Origin of the sequence: Collinsella sp. SGI.180 (assembly GCF_050313455.1) — a bacterium.
Taxonomy (GTDB): Bacteria; Actinomycetota; Coriobacteriia; order Coriobacteriales; family Coriobacteriaceae; genus Collinsella.
Map to the genome: position 1 here is coordinate 27816 of NZ_JBNPLL010000004.1, position 19448 is coordinate 47263.

Annotated in this window: 15 protein-coding genes, 4 tRNA genes and 1 pseudogene; all 20 read left to right on the top strand. The window is 58.0% G+C overall.

Annotation, left to right across the window (positions count from 1 at the left end):
• Positions 1-37 precede the first annotated feature (37 nt).
• Positions 38-724, top strand: coding sequence for an N-acetylmannosamine-6-phosphate 2-epimerase (locus ACQRAP_RS02665; protein WP_154517496.1), 687 nt, complete (start codon positions 38-40; stop codon positions 722-724).
• Between the two features lie 99 nt (positions 725-823).
• Complete coding sequence (rapZ, locus tag ACQRAP_RS02670; protein WP_427794376.1) at positions 824-1744, top strand: RNase adapter RapZ; 921 nt, start codon at positions 824-826, stop codon at positions 1742-1744.
• Between the two features lie 6 nt (positions 1745-1750).
• Entirely contained in the window at positions 1751-2680 is a 930-nt protein-coding gene (gene whiA, locus ACQRAP_RS02675) for a DNA-binding protein WhiA (protein ID WP_427794833.1), read from the top strand.
• 193 nt (positions 2681-2873) lie between these two features.
• Positions 2874-3899, top strand: a complete 1026-nt coding sequence (gap, locus tag ACQRAP_RS02680) for a type I glyceraldehyde-3-phosphate dehydrogenase (protein ID WP_154517458.1) — start codon at positions 2874-2876, stop codon at positions 3897-3899.
• Positions 3900-4039: 140 nt separating this feature from the next.
• On the top strand, positions 4040-5230 hold the full coding sequence (locus ACQRAP_RS02685) for a phosphoglycerate kinase (RefSeq protein WP_304212190.1): 1191 nt from the start codon (positions 4040-4042) through the stop codon (positions 5228-5230).
• Positions 5223-5990: a triose-phosphate isomerase gene (gene tpiA / locus ACQRAP_RS02690; RefSeq protein ID WP_427794834.1), complete on the top strand. Its 768-nt coding sequence runs from the start codon at positions 5223-5225 to the stop codon at positions 5988-5990. The genes ACQRAP_RS02685 and tpiA overlap by 8 nt, the downstream gene beginning before the upstream one ends.
• Before the next feature lie 5 nt (positions 5991-5995).
• Positions 5996-7549, top strand: coding sequence for a 2,3-bisphosphoglycerate-independent phosphoglycerate mutase (gpmI, locus tag ACQRAP_RS02695; protein WP_304212185.1), 1554 nt, complete (start codon positions 5996-5998; stop codon positions 7547-7549).
• Positions 7550-7713: 164 nt separating this feature from the next.
• Positions 7714-7968, top strand: coding sequence for a preprotein translocase subunit SecG (gene secG, locus ACQRAP_RS02700; RefSeq protein WP_006236144.1), 255 nt, complete (start codon positions 7714-7716; stop codon positions 7966-7968).
• A gap of 294 nt (positions 7969-8262) precedes the next feature.
• Complete coding sequence (locus tag ACQRAP_RS02705; RefSeq protein WP_427794836.1) at positions 8263-9939, top strand: peptide ABC transporter substrate-binding protein; 1677 nt, start codon at positions 8263-8265, stop codon at positions 9937-9939.
• A 155-nt stretch (positions 9940-10094) separates the two neighbouring features.
• Positions 10095-11132 (top strand): ABC transporter permease, encoded by a 1038-nt coding sequence (locus ACQRAP_RS02710; RefSeq protein WP_427728782.1) that lies wholly within the window; start codon positions 10095-10097, stop codon positions 11130-11132.
• 14 nt (positions 11133-11146) lie between these two features.
• Complete coding sequence (locus ACQRAP_RS02715) at positions 11147-12082, top strand: ABC transporter permease (RefSeq protein WP_427718631.1); 936 nt, start codon at positions 11147-11149, stop codon at positions 12080-12082.
• 2 nt (positions 12083-12084) lie between these two features.
• On the top strand, positions 12085-13176 hold the full coding sequence (locus ACQRAP_RS02720) for an ABC transporter ATP-binding protein (protein WP_154517437.1): 1092 nt from the start codon (positions 12085-12087) through the stop codon (positions 13174-13176).
• Positions 13177-14205 (top strand): ABC transporter ATP-binding protein, encoded by a 1029-nt coding sequence (locus ACQRAP_RS02725; protein WP_154517434.1) that lies wholly within the window; start codon positions 13177-13179, stop codon positions 14203-14205.
• Positions 14206-14795: 590 nt separating this feature from the next.
• Positions 14796-14885, top strand: a tRNA-Leu gene (locus tag ACQRAP_RS02730).
• A 59-nt stretch (positions 14886-14944) separates the two neighbouring features.
• Positions 14945-17290 carry a GAF domain-containing SpoIIE family protein phosphatase gene (locus tag ACQRAP_RS02735; protein ID WP_427747981.1) on the top strand — a complete coding sequence of 782 codons (2346 nt, stop codon included), beginning with the start codon at positions 14945-14947 and terminating at the stop codon, positions 17288-17290.
• Between the two features lie 81 nt (positions 17291-17371).
• A complete protein-coding gene (locus tag ACQRAP_RS02740) occupies positions 17372-18118 on the top strand; it encodes an anti-sigma factor antagonist (protein WP_154517428.1) in 747 nt (248 codons plus the stop codon).
• 105 nt (positions 18119-18223) lie between these two features.
• Positions 18224-18299: transfer RNA gene (locus tag ACQRAP_RS02745), tRNA-Gly, on the top strand.
• A 35-nt stretch (positions 18300-18334) separates the two neighbouring features.
• Positions 18335-18408, top strand: a tRNA-Cys gene (locus tag ACQRAP_RS02750).
• A 42-nt stretch (positions 18409-18450) separates the two neighbouring features.
• Positions 18451-18526: transfer RNA gene (locus ACQRAP_RS02755), tRNA-Gly, on the top strand.
• 341 nt (positions 18527-18867) lie between these two features.
• Positions 18868-19398 (top strand): annotated as a pseudogene (locus ACQRAP_RS02760) (alpha-amylase family glycosyl hydrolase); the annotation flags it as partial.
• Between the last annotated feature and the right edge of the window lie 50 nt (positions 19399-19448).

A 19448-nucleotide genomic window follows, 5' to 3' on the forward strand; every position in this document is an offset into this window, starting at 1 on the left:
CGCCTCGGGAGGCTGTTCTGAGAAAGGTTATAGCCTTATGACCGTCGATCCTTTAATTCAATCCCTGAAGGGTAAGCTCATCGTGAGCGTTCAGGCGTATATGGGCGAGCCGCTTCGTACGCCCGAGACCATGGCTCAAATGTCTCGCGCTTGCGAACTCGGTGGCGCCGCCGCCATTCGTTGCCAGGGCCTTGCCGACATTGCTGCCATTAAGGGTCGTTGTGAGGTTCCTGTTATCGGCCTGTGGAAGGATGGACACGAGGGCGTTTACATCACGCCGACGCTGCGTCACGCCCGCGCCTGCGTTGCTGCCGGTGCCGACATCGTGGCGATTGACGCCACCGATCGTCCGCGCCCCGATGGCAAGTCGCTCGAGGACACTTTTCGTCCGCTGCACGAGGAGGGCGTGCTTCTGATGGCGGACTGCGCCACGATCGAGGATATCCGCCGCGCGGTCGACATGGGCTTCGATTTGGTTTCCACTACGCTTTCGCATGGCGTCGCCGCCATCGATTGCACCATGGCAGACGGCCCCGACCTGCCGCTTTTGCGCCAGGCAACCGAGGAGTTCCCCGGTCTTCCCATTATTTGCGAGGGTCGTGTGCATACGCCCGAGGAGGCTCGCGCCGCGATTGACGCCGGCGCCTGGGCCGTTGTCGTTGGCACTGCCATTACGCACCCCACAAGTATTACGAGTTGGTTCAAGGCTGCGCTTGAGGCGTAAGACGGGCCTCGTATCCGCTTGGGGCGGTATACTCAACTAAGGCAATTGATCGCGCGGGATCCGCTGGCCGGGTCCTGCGCTTATTTTAGGAGGCAGCACATGCAAAAGGGAGATGCCATGGATGTGGCGGAGCGCACGGAGCGCATTCCCGATATCGTCATCATCACCGGAATGTCCGGATCGGGCCGAACGCAAGCCATGCATGTGTTTGAGGACATGGGCTATTTTTGTATCGACAACCTGCCTCCGCGCCTGATTGCGCAGCTCGCAGAGCTTGTTGGCATCAATACGGGTGTGGGTAGACATCTTGCTGTTACCTGTGACCTTCGCAGCCAAGGCCTGTTTGATGAGCTGCTTGACGCCGTTGCCGCCTTGGAAGAGCGCGAGATGAGCTGTGACATTGTGTTTCTCGATGCATCTGATGAGGTGCTGATTCGCCGCTACAGCGAAAACCGCCGCCGCCATCCCATTGCGAAGCCGGGGGAGACCACGGCCGACGCCATCCAGCGCGAGCGTTTACAACTCCAGGGCGTGCGCGACCGAGCCGATATGATCATCGATACGAGCCGCCTTCGTACCTCTGCTTTACGCAATAAGCTGCGTGCGGCTTTTTCAGAGCTGTCCGACCAGCAGCTCATGGACGTCCACGTCTTCTCATTTGGCTTTAAGCATGGTATGCCCGTCGAGGCAGACATCATGATCGATGTTCGCTTCCTGCCTAATCCATTCTACGACCCCGAGATGCGCACGTTGACCGGCCTCGATAAGAAGGTCTCCGACTTTGTCCTGGACCATCCCAAGACGCAGGAGTTCTGGAAGGTTTGGACGCAGTTGCTCGATACGGTCATGCCGGGTTATATCGCGGAGGGCAAGCCGCAGCTTTCCATTGCCATCGGCTGTACGGGCGGCCAGCACCGCAGCGTTGCCATTGCAGAGGCTACGGCCCGATACCTGGAAGGTGCTCAGTATCACGTGAGCATTTCTCACCGCGACTTGTCGCGTGCCAATACGAAAGCATAGGTTTGAATGTCGTTTACCGCCGAGGTGCGTGACGAGCTTGCGCGCTGCGAACCCGAATGTGAATATTGCGATCTGTCGACACTTGCCGCTCTTACACGTGTGAGTGGCACGCTTTCGCTGGCGGGCTCTGGTCGGTACCGTTTGACGGTTGCGACCGAGACGGGTGCCGTTGCGCGCACGATGATTACGCTGACGCACCGCATCCTCAAGCTCAAAACGGAGTTTACCGTCCGCAAGTCGGTCTTGCATAAGGTGCGAAACTATCTCATCACCTTGCCCGACCAGCCCGACCTCGATAAGGCTTTGGTTCTGCTGGGCATTCTCGACCGCAGGGGAGGGCTCGTCGCCGGTGTGCCGCGCCATATCGTCGCCCGGCCCTGCTGCAGGCTCGCCTACATTCGCGGCGCATTGATTGCCGGCGGCTTTGTGGCAGACCCGCGTGGCGATTTTCACCTGGAGATTGCGGTGCAGGGCGAACAATACGCCAAGGGGCTTTGCGACCTGTTGGAGCAGGTCGGGGTTCATGCACGCGTCAACGCCCGGCGAGGATCATATGCCGTGTACATCAAGAGCGCCGAGGAGATTGAGCATTTGCTCAAATTGATTGGTGCCAAGCGCGGCGTTGCCGAAATCGAGGAAGCCCGTGCGGTCAAGTTGGTGAAAAACGACGTAAATCGTCGCGTGAATGCTGAGCTGGCCAACCAGACGAGAAGCGCCGGCGCTGCCCAACATCAGCTCGCGCTTATCGAGGAGCTTGAGCGACGCGGCATGCGCGATGTGCTCCCGGATGCCTTGGCGGCCTTTTGCGACTTACGTGAGCGCTATCCCGATCTCTCACTGCGAGATTTGGGGGAGATGGCCGACCCTCCTTTGTCAAAGTCGGCCCTATATCACCGTGTTTTGCGTCTTGAAAAGCTCATTGAAGCGAACGGGTAGTTTAAAGCGGCAGTTTATATAGTACTTGAACTGCTGTTTTATGCTTTAAAACGTTTTAAAGCAAATTTGATTTTCAATTTCGAGCATTCTCGTGAAATTCAAGTCAAAAAAAAGGTATATTAGGCGAGTGGTTAGTTTGTGGGCCTCAACGGCGGGCGCTGTAGCTTGCGGGGGCCTTACGAAAGGAGACACAATGGCAGTAAAGGTTGCTATTAACGGCTTCGGTCGCATCGGTCGTCTGGCCTTCCGTCAGATGTTCGGTCATGAGGGCTCCGAGATCGTCGCTATCAACGACCTCACCTCTCCCGATATGCTCGCTTACCTGCTGAAGTACGACTCCACGCAGGGCAACTATGCTCGCGATCACGAGGTCGTCGCTGGCGAGGATTCCATCACCGTTGACGGCAAGGAGATCAAGATCTACAAGGAGGCCGACGCCAACAACCTGCCTTGGGGCGACCTCGACGTCGACGTCGTTCTCGAGTGCACTGGCTTCTACACCAGCAAGGCTAAGGCTCAGGCCCACATCAACGCTGGTGCCAAGAAGGTCGTCATCTCCGCTCCGGCCGGCAGCGATCTGCCCACCATCGTGTACAACGTCAACCATGAGACGCTGACCGCTGAGGACAACATCATCTCCGCTGCTTCCTGCACCACCAACTGCCTCGCCCCGATGGCCAAGGGTCTGAACGACTTCGCTCCCATCGTGTCCGGCATCATGACCACCATTCACGCCTGGACTGGCGACCAGATGCCGCTCGACGGCCCGCAGCGCAAGGGCAACAAGCGTCGTAGCCGCGCCTGCGCCGTCAACATCGTCCCCAACACCACCGGTGCTGCCAAGGCTATCGGCCTGGTTCTCCCCGAGCTCAACGGTAAGCTCATCGGTGCCGCCCAGCGCGTCCCGACGCCGACCGGCTCCCTCACCAACCTCTACGCTGTCGTTGACAAGAAGGTTACCGCCGACGAGGTCAACGCCGCTATGAAGGCCTACGCTGCCACCATCTCCGAGACCTTCGCTTACAACGAGGACGACATCGTCTCCACCGATATCATCGGCGAGACCCATGGCTCCATCTTCGACGCCACTCAGACCATGTGCTCTGACCTCGGCAACGGCCAGACCCTCGTTCAGGTTACCTCTTGGTACGACAACGAGAACTCCTACACCTCTCAGATGGTCCGCACCATCAAGTACTTCGAGAAGTTCGTTGCTTAATTTGGCTTTTAGCGAATAGCTCGTTGAGCGTCTAAAAAAGGGCGCGGCCTTATAGGGCTTACACCCTAAGGTCGCGCCCTTTTTATAAGAAATCGTCTGCCGTAATGGGAGGCAGACACGTACGAAAGGTAGAAGCAAACATGGCCTTTACCAAGAAGACCGTCCGCGACATCGATGTCGACGGCAAGCGCGTTCTCGTCCGCGTTGACTTCAACGTGCCCATCAAGGATGGCGTCGTTGGCGACACCACCCGTATCAAGGCTGCCCTGCCCACCATCAACTATCTCGTTGAGCACAATGCTCGCGTTATCCTCATGAGCCACCTCGGCCGTCCCGAGGGCACCGGCTTCCAGCCCGAGCTTTCCCTCGAGCCCGTCGCCAAGAAGCTCGCCGAGCTCTCTGGTCTCGATGTTGCTTTTGTCGCCGACACTTATGGCGAGAAGGCCGCCGAGGCCGTCGCCGCCGTCGAGCCGGGCAAGGTCCTCGTTCTCGAGAACGTCCGTTTTGACAAGCGTGAGAAGAAGAACGATCCCGAGATCGCCAAGACCCTCGCTTCCTATGGCGACGTCTTCGTTCTCGACGCCTTCGGTACCGCTCACCGCGCCCAGGGTTCCGTCGTGGGTCCCGCCGCTTACCTGCCCGCAGTCGCTGGCTTCCTTCTGGAGAAGGAGGTCGACACGCTGACCGGTATCTTCGCCGAGCCCGAGCGTCCCTTCGTCGCCATCGTCGGCGGTTCCAAGGTTTCCTCCAAGATCGGCGTTCTCGATCACCTTATCGACTCCGCCGACACCCTGATTATCGGTGGCGGCATGGCCTATACCTTCTTCCTGGCTCAGGGCATGACCGTCGGTCAGTCCCTCAAGGAAGAGGACTGGGTCGAGCGCGCTGGCGAGATGCTCAAGAAGGCCGAGGAGAAGGGCGTCAAGATCCTGCTCCCCATCGACAACCGTGTTGCCGACCACTTTGGCGAGGACGCTGTCCCCGAGGTTGTCGCTTCCGACGCTATCCCCGACGACCGTGAGGGCATGGACATCGGCCCCAAGACCGAGGAGCTCTACGCCGAGGCCGTCAAGGGCGCCAAGACCGTATTCTGGAATGGCCCCATGGGCGTCTTTGAGTTCGACAACTTCGCTCACGGCACCCAGGCTATCGCCGAGGCTGTCGCCGAGGCTGATTGCACCTCGATCATCGGTGGTGGCGATTCCGTCGCAGCCGTCAACAAGTTTAACCTGGCCGACAAGATGAGCTGGATCTCCACCGGCGGTGGCGCTTCCATGGAGCTCGTCGAGGGTAAGGCCCTGCCCGGAGTGGAGGCGCTTCTCGATGCCTAATCGCACCCTTCTTATCGCTGGTAACTGGAAGATGAACAACGACGTCGCCGAGGCTGCCAAGCTCGCCGACGAGCTGGCCCAGGCTCTGCCCGAGGTGCCGGCTGGCGTCGAGGTGCTCGTCTGCCCTCCGACCATCGACATTACTACGGTTCATGACCGCATTCAGGCTGCCCCCATCGCCCTCGGTGCACAGAACGTGTACTGGGAGGCCAAGGGTGCCTTCACCGGTGAGTCCTCTTGCGACATGCTCAAGTCCGCTGGCTGCACCTACTGCATCATCGGCCACTCCGAGCGTCGTGACTACTTCCACGAGACCGATGAGGACCAGAACAAGAAGGCTAAGGCTCTCGTTGCCGCCGGTCTTGTTCCCGTCTTCTGCTGCGGTGAGTCCCTTGAGGTTCGCGAGGCCGGCACCTATGTCGAGCATGTCGTGAACCAGGTCAAGGCTGGTCTCGAGGGTCTTGAGATCACCTCCCCCCAGCAGGTCGTCGTCGCCTACGAGCCCATCTGGGCCATCGGCACCGGCAAGACCGCTACCGCCGAGGACGCTCAGGAGGTCTGCGGCGCTATCCGTGAGACCCTCAAGGAGATGTTCGGCGAGGAGCTCGCCAACGGCATCCGCGTTCTTTATGGTGGCTCCGCCAAGCCCGCCAACATCGCTGAGCTTGTTGCCAAGCCCGACGTTGACGGCGCCCTCGTGGGCGGCGCTTCGCTCAAGGCTGCCGACTTCGCCTCTATGGTCGTCAAGGCAGGCGAGTAGGGCATATGGCACAGCGTCATCTTCCTGCACTCCTAATCATCATGGATGGCTGCGGCTTGGCTCCGGCCGACGGCGAGAACGCCGTCGCTGCCGCCAAGACGCCCTTCCTCGATAGCCTGTATGAGAAGTATCCTCACACCACGCTCGGTGCTTCGGGCGAGGACGTGGGCCTTCCCGACGGCCAGATGGGCAACTCCGAGGTGGGTCACCTTAACATCGGTGCCGGCCGCATTGTGTTTCAGGAGCTTTCGCGCATCAATAACGCCATCAAGGACGGCTCCATCGCCAAGAACGAGGTTTTCGTCAAGGCTATGGATGACGTCAAGGCCGAGGGCAAGACCCTGCACCTCATGGGCCTCATGAGCCCCGGCGGTGTTCATTCTCACATGAACCATGTCGAGGCCCTGGTCAAGATGGCTGCCCAGTATGGCATTAAGACCGTTCGCGTTCACGCCTTTATGGATGGCCGCGACGTCGATCCGCAGTCCGGTGCCGGCTACATGAGCGAGTTCTGCGCCTTCCTGGCCAAGATCTCCGAGGAGACTGGTTGCGACGCTCGCGTTGCTACCGTCTCGGGCCGTTATTGGGCCATGGACCGCGACAACCGTTGGGAGCGCATCGAGCGCGCCTACGACGTCATGGTCAATGCGTCCGATGCCGATACCGACCCCGTTGCCGGTATCAAGGCCTACTACGAGAAGGATCCGCGCGGCGATGAGTTCGTTGAGCCGTTCGCTGCCCACAACGAGGGTATCCACGAGGGCGACGCGGCCATCTTCTTCAACTTCCGTCCCGACCGCGCTCGTCAGATGACCCGCGTGTTCACGGACAAGGAGTTCGACGGCTTTGAGCGCGAGCAGATCAAGCTCTCGCACTTTGTGACGATGACCGAATACGATCCGACGTTTGACGTCGAGGTCGCCTTCCCCAAGACGTTCCCCGAGAACGTTCTGGCCGACGTAATCGCAGCCAATGGCCTGAAGCAGCTGCACACCGCCGAGACCGAGAAGTACGCCCACGTGACGTTCTTCCTTAACGGCGGCATCGAGGAGCCCAAGGAGGGCGAGGAGCGCGTGCTCGTCGCTTCCCCCAAGGTTGCTACCTATGATTTGCAGCCCGAGATGAGCGCTCCCGAGGTTACCGAGAAGCTCGTCGCTGCCATCAACGAGGACCGCGCTGATTTCTACATCGTGAACTTCGCGAACTGCGACATGGTTGGTCACACCGGTGTCTTCGACGCGGCCGTTAAGGCCGTCGAGGCTGTTGACGATGCCCTGTCCAAGGTTGTCCCGGCGATTCTCGCTAAGGGCGGCTTTGCGCTGATTACCGCCGACCACGGCAACGCCGATCACATGTTTGACGTTGCTTCCGACGGTTCCAAGCATCCGTTTACGGCTCACACCACCAACCGCGTGCCGTTCATCATCGTTGATGAGAAGGCACAGCTCACCGGTATCGAGGACGGTCGACTTTCCGATATCGCTCCGACTATGCTCACTATGGCTGGTCTGGAGCCTTCCGCCGAGATGACGGGCCGTGTACTCGCGACCGAGGCCTAAGAGAAAACGCCAAGCGTTTCTTTGCAAGGGGGTTGACCATATTCGGGCAACCCCCTTTTTTGGTATTTCTGCCATTTCTACCTCGTCCCCAAATGGCAGGTGGGGAGTGTCGGGGGTTGTGGTACAGTACTGGAGTTTGAATTGTTCTATTAAGGAGCTTCTCTATGGGTCCGTTTCAGATTCTGCTGTTTGTAGTTTGGGCTGTCTCTGCCGTGGCGCTGACGATTCTCGTCCTGATGCATTCCGGTAAGGGCACCGGCGTTTCGGATATGATCGCCAGCTCGCTGTATAACTCCAGCTCTGCCACGGGCGTTATGGAGCAGAACCTTGACCGCCTGACCGTCATCATGGCTGTCGTGTTTGCCGTGTGCGTCGTGCTGTGCATGTTCTTCTTCCCGCAGGGCATCGTGGGCTACTAAGCACGAGCCGCATAAAATAATTGAAAAGGGTTCCGCAAGTGCGGGACCCTTTTTGTTTACATATTTGTAACAGAGTCAGAATATCACCACATACTGCGCCCAACTAAAGAAATTCTCGACCGTTAACCGGAATTAGCCCCAAACCGTGCATAAAATGCGCTACTGTATTGAAAACGTTGGCCTGTTGTGCATAACCAGCCATAGCAACGGGCGGCGTTTCGATAGTTCGGATCGGATTGTCTCGACATATGTCCGACTGAACATTTCTTTGTCCTATCTCATAAGGAGGATGGCATGGCTGATTCTATGTTCCACCAGCCCGTTATGGGTCGTCGCGCCTTTGTCGGCGGTACCCTTGCTGCGAGCTCCATGGCTTTTCTTGCCGCATGCGGCAAGAAGGGCGGCGACGCTTCCGGTTCTGAGTCCGGTTCGACGCTGAACTTCTACATCAATAACCCGGTCTGCATCGACCCCTACAATGTCCAGGAGGACCAGGGCACTCAGGTCGAGTACCAGCTCTTTGACGCTCTGACCTCTTATGACGCCGAGAAGGGCGAGATCGTTCCGCTGGCTTGCGAGTCCTTCGAGGCCAACGACGACGCCACCGAGTTTACCTTCAAGATCAAGAAGGCCAAGTTCCACAACGGTGATGACGTTACCTCCAAGTCCTTTAAGCTCGGTTGGGAGCGTCTGGTCAGCACCAAGTCCGCTGTCGCTCAAGAGTATGGTCCTTCCGAGGTCTCCTATCACCTTTCCATGGTCGAGGGCTATGACGATCTGCTTGCCGGTAACACTACCGAGCTCACCGGTGTTACCTGCCCTGACGATGAGACCCTCGTCGTCAAGCTGTCTTCCGCTTACGCCGACTTCCCCTTCGTCGCCACCCACCCGGCTCTGGCCCCGGTTCCCGAGTGCGCCGAGTCCGATGCCAAGAGCTTCTACCTTGCCCCGATTGGTAACGGCCCGTTCATGATGGACGGCAAGTGGGAGGATGGTCAGGAGATCAACCTCAAGAAGTTCGACGATTACTATGGCGACAAGGCCAAGATCGATGGCATCCACTTCCAGGTCATCAAGGACATGGAGACTGCTTACAAGGAGTTCCAGGCCGGTAACCTCGACGTCTGCGACGTTCCCGTTGCTCAGATCGATGCCGCCAAGAAGGACCGTGGCGAGTCCAAGGATGGCTACACCATGAGCGACGGCGAGCGCATGCTGCTCGGTGCCGAGCCTTCCACCTACTATCTGACTTGCAACACCACGGCCGAGCCGTTCAACAACGCCGATCTGCGCAGGGGCATCTCCCTGGCCATCAACCGCGAGGCCATCTGCAAGACCATCTTCAAGGGTACCCGCACCCCCGCTGACGGCATTGTTCCTCCGGGTATCGATGGCTACAAGGAGGGCGCATGGGAGTTCTGCGCCTATGACGTCGACAAGGCTAACGAGTACCTCGACAAGGTTGCTCCTGCCGACGCCAACGGTGACCGTGGCATTAACGTGACTCTGTCCTACAACCAGGACGGTGGCCACAAGGAGATCATGGAGTCCATCATCGGCGACCTCGCCAAGGTTGGCATTACCGCCGTCTCCGATACCCCCGAGTGGTCTGCCCTGCTCGAACAGTATCAGAACCTCAACTATCAGTTCGGTCGTCTGGGCTGGATTGCCGACTACCCGATCATGGACAACTTCCTGTATCCGCTGTTCCACTCCGACTCCCTCGGTGGCGACAACCGTTCTGGTTACAACAACCCCGAGTTCGACGCCAAGGTCGACGAGGCCCGTACCGCGATTGACGGCAAAGAGCGCGTCGCTAAGATGCAGGAGGCCGACGCAATCGTCGCTGCTGACTGCCCGGTCATCCCGCTGATGTTCTACACGCACACCCTCGCTGGTTCCGACCGCATCAAGCACCTCTATGTTGATCCGCAGAAGCATGCTGATCTGGGTACCGCTGAGCTCGCATAAGATTTGCAGCTTTGGTGAGGGTCAAGTTTTTACGTAGACCTCATGGGAAACATACAGTTCCCCCTAACCTGGGGTAAACTGGCTGATGGTAATTTTGGGATGCCGGTCTGGCGATCGGCATCCCATTTAGGTTAATCCCTAGATAGGGGAGTGGTATGGGTAAGTACATCGTTAAACGTGTGCTTCAGTTCATCCCGGTATTTTTGGGCGTTACGCTGATTCTGTTCGCCCTCCAGAATATCGTGCCGGGAGACCCGATCAAGCTGATCGGTGGAGACAAGGCTCTGTCCCCCGAGGTGGAGCTTCAGCTTCGCGTGCGCTATCACCTGGTCCAGTCGGACGAGGACGGCAACGCGATCCTTGACGAGAACGGCGACCCCGTTCAAACGTCGCTCGTGGACCGTTACTTGTATTACATGAACGGCCTGCTTCATGGCGATCTGGGTAATTCCTATCAGCGCAAGCTGCCGGTTACGGATATCTTTGCCCAAAAGTATCCGTATACGGTCAAACTTGCCGCGTGCGCCATCGTACTCGAGGCAATCATGGGTATCGGTGCGGGTATCATTTCGGCGGTAAAGCGTTACTCCTTCTGGGATATTTTGGTAACGCTGACCACGTCGATCCTCGTTGCCGTTCCTGCTTTCTGGCTCGGTATGCTGCTGCAGCTGTTCTTTGGCGTCATCCTCAAGGATGCCACCGGCGGCGCATTCTCCATGCCGATTTCGGGTGCCGGCGGTGCTAGCTCTCAGTATCAGGATTGGATGCACTATGTGCTTCCGACCATCACGCTTGCTTCGGTTTCGACCGCCTATGCTGCCCGCATCATGCGCTCGCAGTTGCTCGATGTCATGAACCAGGATTACATCCGTACGGCAAAGGCCAAGGGCCTCTCCAATCGCGCGATCATCATCAAGCATGCGCTTAAGAATGCACTCATCCCCGTCGTTACCTATATTGGTGTCGACTTTGGCGGTATGCTTTCGGGCGCCATCCTGACCGAGACGGTCTTTAACTGGCCCGGTATCGGCTATGAGGTCTATCGCGCCATTAGCATGCGCGACTGGCCCATCGTTATGGGCGGCGTTACGCTCATCGTCGTCGTCGTCATGGTGATCAACCTGCTCGTCGACATTAGCTATGCATTCCTCGACCCGCGCATCCGCCTTGGCGGTCCGTCGGATAAGGCCTAAGGGAGGTACGTCTCATGCAGGAAACTGATTCTCAGTCTCAGGAGCAGGCTACCGCCACCAAGGCCGCATCTGCTCCCGCCAAGTCCCGCACGCTGTGGGGCGACGCTTTTAAGCGTCTTCGTAAGAACAAGCTCGCCGTTATCGGTGTCTGCTGGATTGTCATCGTCGTTGTGGTTGCCCTGACCGCCGACCTGTGGGCTAAGCCCTGGCTCGGTTCGCCGACGGCTTCCGACTCGACCACCATGGCCGAGACGTCGCTGCTGGCTCCGTGTGCAGAGCACCCGTTTGGCACCGACTCCCTTGGCCGTGACATTCTCGTCCGCGTTATCTACGGTGCACGCGTTTCGCTGTCCGTCGGCATTATGGCCACTGCGATCTCCACGGTGATTGGTCTGGTCATGGGCGCTCTGGCCGGTTTCTACGGCGGCATCTGGGATACGATCATCATGCGCTGTGCGGACATCTTCCTTGCGTTCCCGTACGTGCTGTTCGTTGTCGCCATGATCGCCGTTATCGGCCGTGGTCTTCAGAACGTCTTTATCGCCATCGGTATTCTTGGCTGGCCTTCGATTGCGCGCGTCTTCCGATCCGCGATCTTGACGGTCAAGGAAAACGACTATGTTGACGCCGCGCGCGCGATGGGTGCATCTGATGCTCGTATCGTCGTGCGTCACATCTTCCCGAACTCCGTTGCCTCCATCGTGGTCTACGCGACTATGAACATTGGTGGCGCCATTCTGACCGAGTCCGCTCTGTCCTTCCTCGGCATGGGCGTTATTCCGCCTACGCCTTCGTGGGGCTCCATGATTCAGGACGGCCAGCAGTATCTTCTGACTGCTCCCTGGATGATGATCATGCCCGGTCTGGCAATTCTCTCGACGGTGCTCGCCTTCACCCTGCTGGGTGACGGTCTGCGCGACGCCCTCGACGTCAAGATGAAGGACGCATAAGGATGAAGAAGAACAAGAACTATGTGGACCTGAAGGACCAGCCGGTTCCCGAGGGCCAGCATCTGCTCGAGGTTGATGACCTTAAGATGTATTTCCACACCGAGGATGGCGTCGTTCGCGCTGTCGATGGTGTGTCCTACACGCTCGATCGTGGCGAGACCCTGGGTGTCGTCGGTGAGTCCGGCTCCGGTAAGTCCGTGACCGCCATGACCATCATGGGTCTTATCTCGATGCCTCCGGGAAAGATTGAGGGCGGTGACGTTCGCTATCGCGGACGTTCTATCCTCGAGATGACCGAGGAAGAGATGCAGCACATTCGTGGCAACGATATCGCGATGATCTTCCAGGATCCTATGACTTCCTTGAACCCGGTCTATAAGATCGGCAAGCAGGTGGGTGAGGGCCTTCGTCTGCACCGCGGCTACTCCAAGCAGGAGGCGCTCAAGCGCGCCACCGAGCTTTTGGACCTCGTTGGCATTCCCGAGCCCGAGAAACGCGTCAATGAGTATCCGCACCAGTTTTCTGGTGGTATGCGTCAGCGTGTCATGATTGCCATGGCCCTTGCCTGCGATCCCGATATTCTGATTGCCGACGAGCCCACGACTGCCCTGGACGTTACCATTCAGGCTCAGATTATTGAGCTTATGCAGGAAATGCAGGAGAAGAACGGCAACGCCATCATCATGATTACCCATGACCTGGGTGTTGTCGCCGATATGGCCGACAAGATCATGGTTATGTACGCCGGCCGTCCCGTCGAGTTCGGTACTGCTGAGGAAATCTTCTACGAGAGCCGTCACCCCTATACCTGGGGCCTGATTCGCTCCATCCCGGAGCAGGCCATCGATGAGAAGAAGCCGCTTACGCCGATTCACGGCAACCCGCCTTCGCTCATGAACCTGCCCGAGGGATGCGTGTTCTCGCCTCGTTGCCCCTATGCGACCGATAAGTGCCGCAAGCAGCGCCCCGAGCGTTTTGTCACCGAGTCCGGCCACTATTCTGCGTGTCATTATTCCGGTGACCCCGAGTTTCTCAAGAACGCCCCTGAGACGTCCCGCACGCGTAAGGATTCCAAGAAGGGAGGCGAGGCGTAAATGGCAGACAATAACGAGCGCACTCCGCTGCTGAAGGTCGAGCACCTCTCTAAGGAGTTCCCCGCAGAGTCCGGCATGTTCGCCAAGCGTTTTTCCAAGCGCGTCGTCTCTGCTGTAAACGACATCTCTTTTGAGATTTATCCTGGTGAGACCTTTGGTCTGGTTGGTGAGTCTGGTTGCGGTAAGTCCACTACGGGTCGCACCATCATGCGCCTGACCAAGCCGACCGCCGGTAAGGTGTTCTTCCAGGGTAAAGATGTTGCCGAAATGAGCAAGCATGAGATCAAGGATATGCGTCGCGAGATGCAGTTTATCTTCCAGGATCCTTATGCCTCGCTGAATCCTCGCATGACCATTGGCGAGATCGTCTCCGAACCCATGACCATTCACGGCGTGGGAACCAAGGAGGAGCGCATTGAGCGCGTCCGCGAGCTTCTCGACGTTGTCGGACTGAACCCCGAGCACATCAATCGCTATCCTCATGAGTTCTCGGGTGGCCAGCGTCAGCGTGTCGGCATTGCCCGCGCTTTTGCGCTGAAGCCCAAGCTGATTATCTGTGACGAACCGGTATCCGCTCTGGATGTGTCCATTCAGGCCCAGGTTCTGAACCTGCTTAAGGAACTGCAGGACAAGTTTGGTACGGCGTATCTGTTTATCGCCCACGACCTGTCCGTCGTTCAGCACATCTCCGATCGCGTTGCCGTTATGTATCTGGGTAAGGTGGTCGAGGTTTCTGACTGGAAGACGCTCTATAGTGAGCCTCACCACCCGTATACGCAGTCGCTGCTGTCTGCCGTGCCGGTTCCCGATCCGGATATCCAAAAGTCCCGTAAGCGCATCATCCTCGCCGGCGATCCGCCGTCACCGCTGGATCCGCCGACTGGCTGCCGTTTCCACACGCGCTGCCCGATCGCGCAGGGCATCTGCTCCGAGAAGCTTCCCGAGTTTAGGGAAGTTGCTCCGGGCCACTGCTGCGCCTGCCACTTCGCCGAGCCGTTCCCGATCAAGGAATCGCACATCGACCTGTAGTCGGTTGTTATCGTTCGGGCCTGCCCTGGTGTTGCTTTTCAGAACGTCCTCGGACATGTCGGAAGCCCCGCTGCGCGCTGCGCGCTGCGGGGCTTCCTCCGTCCTGCGGAATGTTCTGAAAAGCAACACCAGGGCAGGCCCTGCGGCAACTCGGCAGGTGGAATGCGGTTCCCTGATCGCTCACTTAATCTAATGGGAAAGATAGCGAGGCCGGAGCTTTAGCTCCGGCCTCCTTATATAAGGGCTCGGCAAAGCCGAGCCACCAAATTTGCATCAGCCCCAGTATATGTTTGAGAATCGTACTTGGAGTATGTGGCTGTAGGGCCGGAATGGGGGCAACTTCCCAACGCATTCCGCAGGGGGCGGTACATTTTGTAGCGCGAAGCGCGAATCAAAATGTACCGCATGCCCGAGGACGCGTTGGGAAGTTGCCCCCATTCCGGCCCGGACATATAGATCTACCTGCGCATTTTCAAATTCGTAAACTTTTTTGAAAAAAGTGCTTGCACAGTTCTCGAATCATAGGTTATTATCTTCCTCGTTGAAAGCGCGGGTCCAACAAAACGAACTGCGAATCAACAATATAGCATGTCGGAGTGGCGGAATTGGCAGACGCGCTAGCTTGAGGTGCTAGTGACCGCTTTTTGGTCATGCGGGTTCAAGTCCCGCCTCCGACACCATCGCATTTGAGAAGCCTCTTCGGAGGCTTTTTTGTTACCGATAGACGGTGAGGTTCACGATGGAAACGCTTGAGCGCAATGAGTGGGTTGACGTTGCCCAATTGGTCGATATTACGAGCGATGCTGTCATTATCTGCGAGCTCGACGGAACCATTTTGCATGTAAACAATCGCTTGCTCGACTTGATCTGCGAGGAACGTTCCGATGTGATCAACGGGGACGTTAAAGATCTCTTGTACTCGTCAGCATTTGAACGCGCGACAGAACATCGTCTTCCTTTTGAGACCAATGGTACCGAGAGCGAGTTGATGCTTAAGCTCAGTGACGGCTCCTTTATTCCCGTCCTAGTTTGTGCCGGCTCGGTTACGCCGCCTCGTATCTTTGGCCGCCGTGCGCCGCGTGTTCTCGTGGCGCTCCATAGTATCGAAGAGCAGTATTCGCATGACCGTCAGCTCAAGCGTGCGCTTTCGGAGCTCAGAGTGGCGAATAAGCGCCTCTCGGGCACGTTGTCGGTCATTATGAGCACGGTGGGCTCCGATGAGCTGCCTAGTTTGTTGGATACCGTTTTGAACCAGCTTGTAGGAACCCTCGATGCCTCGGGTGCTGCCATCTATTTTTCTGAGAGCGGCGGTTTTAAGCTTCGCGGTGTTTCCAAGGAGCTGTATGACAGCTACCTGCCCGAGTTTATGCCGTATGGTGCGGGTATCCCGACGTATGTGCTCCGTGAGTCTCGTGCCTGCCGCCTGTCGATTCAGCAGGACCTTGAGGGCGATAGGATTGCCTCGGGTATGTTCATGGACCTGGACAATCGTTCTAAGCACCTGCTACGCATGCAAGATATGCCTCCATACCGCAGCGAGATATGTCTTCCCGTGTTTTATGGCACTCAGGTGCTCGGTGTGTTGGAGGTCGGTTGGAAACGTCCGCAGGCGCCGCTTGCCTATGATGTCAACGTGCTCGAGGTCATTTGCGATTATCTCTCCATCCAACTAGTCGGCATGGCATCGAGTCTACGTTCACGTCGCACGGCAGAGCTTGGCCGTTCTCTCAACGTGCTGCGCGATGAGTTGTTTGCCTATCTCGATGATCCTATTGCCGCCTCGCGTGCGGTATCGACCGAAATCTGCGCTGTGCTCAGTTGTCATTTCTGCCCCGTGGAGTATGATGCGGGCCTCGAAACCTATGTCATCGATTTTGAAGGCGGCAGTCGTGTGGCATTGCCGGGCGATCCGGAGTCACTCTTCTTTTCTGTCACGACGCCGGCGGCGCGCCTGGGGGCAATTTCCGATGGATTTGAGACATCGGTGCTGGGTGGGACGAGCGCCGACGACCTCAAGCACGTGCGCCTTACGCGCGTGGACGAATCCACGACTATGGGCGCATGGTTGAGAGCCCACGGCCTGCCGTGTCAGGGACTTTATGTCGACTCCGGTATCGAGGCGGGGCGCTGCCACTCGGAGGCGGATGGTACGCGAAGCAACGATGCAATCGTGCCCGCTGATATCGCCAAGGGACCGACGAGGCGCGTTTTGCTGCTCCGTGATGGCAGTCAGGAGCCAATCGACGACCTTGAATACGACTACATGGTGCATTTGGCACACGACTTTGAGCTGATCTATGAGGGCGAGTCTCAAAAGCGTGAAGAGCGTCATATCGCTCAGACGCTTCAGATTGGCATGAGAAATTCGCTAGGCGACGTTCCGGGCATCGCAACCGATTCGGTATACCTGTCGGCAACGAATTCGGCGTTGGTCGGTGGTGACTTCTATACGCTAGTCCGTCTTCCCGACGATTGCGCCGTTATGATATTGGGCGATGTCTCCGGCAAAGGAATTGAGGCGGCGTCGATGTCGGCGCTCGTCAAGACGGCGTTGACGGCTTATGCCTGGGAGGGTGCGGGACCCGCTCGCATGGCCCGCTCGCTCAATAGCATGCTCATGGGCTTTTCGAGGGTCGAGACGTTTGTGACGGCGTTTATCGCCAAGATTGATCTTAAAGCGGGCCGCGCTACCTATTGCTCTGCGGGACATCCTCCCACTATGGTCATTAGGCCGTCGTCGACGCCGCATGGCGGAGGAGAGGCCTGCGGGGGAGAAGTGGAGCTCCTTGGGTGCCAATCGGGCGTGATCGGTGCCTTTGAGAGCATGGTGTACGAGACGGGCGTGTTTACGTTCGATCCTGGTGACATGCTGTTTATGTATACCGACGGAACGATCGAAGCACGCGACCGCTCGGGTGCTTTCTTTGGCGAGCAACGCCTGCGCGACCTTCTACTCTCTGTTTCGGGTGAGGGCGTATCGGGCATCTGCGGTAAGGTCTTGGGCGAGCTTGACCGCTTTACCGACTCGGCGCTGGACGATGACATTGCATTGGTGTCCCTTGAGTTTTTACGGGGTCGATCGTAGGTCGCGACGTTGGGCATACAGAATCCTAACGGTTGCAGAAAAGTGTGCATCGAGCGAGCTCTTTTGGGGAACCATGGTCGCATGAATGAGTGGAATGACATAGCGGTTTTGACGCCACCGGGCGATATCGATATCGCCTCGGTGCCCGAGCTGCGCCGACGGTTGGATAATTTAATCGACCGGGGCGTGCGCCGTGTTGTCATCAATTGCCAGACCGTGGCTTTTATCGACTCGACGGGTTTGGCGTTTTTGCTTACGCGTGCCAGAGAGCTTATGAGACGAGAAGGGCTGCTTTCGCTTGTTAACGCCTCCGATGAGGTCGTTCGCTTTTTGGAGATTGCCCGACTTGTCGACATCCTTCATGTTGCGGGTCCGGTGCGGGAGTCGATTCCCGCCATTCCGGTGGGGGAGTTGCCGCGATGGAGCAAGAGCGTCAAGGTGCAGCGAGGCATCGAGAATCTCCCGTATTATCGGCACCGTGTGGCCGAGCTTCTCGAATCGCTTCCCCTGAGGCGTGATGAGCGCTATGACGTCGCATTAGCGTTGGGGGAGGCATTGGGTAACGCATATGACCATGCGGGCGGTGTTGGCTGCATCCTGACGATTCAGGCCTATGGGGACCGTGTTGTGCTTGAGGTGCTTGATCGAGGCGCTGGCTATTCTATCGATGGGGCGAGCGAACCGATGGCATCCGAGGAACGCGGACGCGGTATCAAGCTTATGCGCATGCTCGTCGATAATGTGGAGGTTGCCCGTCGCACGGATGGTGCCGGCACACGCGTTCGGATGGTGAAGCTGTTTAGCTCGGCATTGGAATCGTGCGCTTAGCGCCTTGGGTTGACATGATTTTCCTGCGTGAACTTGCTTTGGGCAACTTTTTTGAAAAAAGTACTTGCGTCTTTTGGATAACTCGCGTAAATTAATAACCCGCAAGCGGACATGGCTCAGTTGGTAGAGCACAACCTTGCCAAGGTTGGGGTCGCGGGTTCGAGCCCCGTTGTCCGCTCCATTGCATTTCCGGACCGTTCTTAACGGTCCTTTTTCGGCGAAGTGGCCAAGTGGTAAGGCAGAGGCCTGCAAAGCCTTTACCCCCGGTTCGAATCCGGGCTTCGCCTCCAGGCAACATCCGGGCGCTCCGGCGCCCGTTTTGTTTTACATATGCGGACATGGCTCAGTTGGTAGAGCACAACCTTGCCAAGGTTGGGGTCGCGGGTTCGAGCCCCGTTGTCCGCTCCAAGCACAACAGCCCGACTACCACGGTAGCCGGGCTTTTTCGTACCCATTGCAGAGGCTCGAACCCGAGAGGGAGCGAGCGTTAAGCAAACGCGGAGCGTTTGTAGCGAGCTGGCGAGGTCGCCGGCAGGCGGCCGAAGCCGGTGCGGATCCGCGAAGCGGATACGCGGATGCCCCGTTGTCCGCTCCAAGCGCAACAGCCCGACTACCACGGTAGCCGGGCTTTTTCGTACCCATTGCAGAGGCTCGAACCCGAGAGGGAGCGAGCGTCTTGGGGCGTGGCTGTGGCGTTGTTTGCCGCGAATATCAGCTTTGGGCGTATCATCGTGGGCATTACCCAGCAGATGGACTATCTTGAGCGGCTGGGCATCGAGGCCATCTGGTTGAGCCCGTTTTACCCATCGCCTCTTGTCGATGGTGGCTATGATGTGGCGGACTACTGCGATGTCGACCCACGTCTCGGCTCGCTTGACGACTGCGATGACATGGTCGCTGCGGCTCACGCGCGCGGCATCAAGGTCATCGTCGACATCGTGCCCAATCATTCATCCAACCAGCACCCCTGGTTCAAAGCCGCTCTTGCCGCCGGCCCCGGATCGCCCGAGCGCGCCCGTTATATCTTCCGCGATGGTCGCGGCGAACATGGCGAGCTGCCTCCCACCAATTGGAATGCCAACTTTGGCGGCCCCGCCTGGACGCGTGCTGCGGACGGTCAGTGGTAGCTGCATATGTTTACGCCCGAGCGGCCGGACTTTGTCTGGTCATGCCCCGAGGTTCATGCGTTCTTTTGCGACGTCCTGACGTTTTGGAGCGATCGAGGCGTTGATGGCTTTCGCATTGATGTGGCGCACGGTCTCGCCAAGGACCTCGACCGCGATGACCTCGACCGGTGGCATCTCGCCGAGGGCGATGACATGGTTGACGA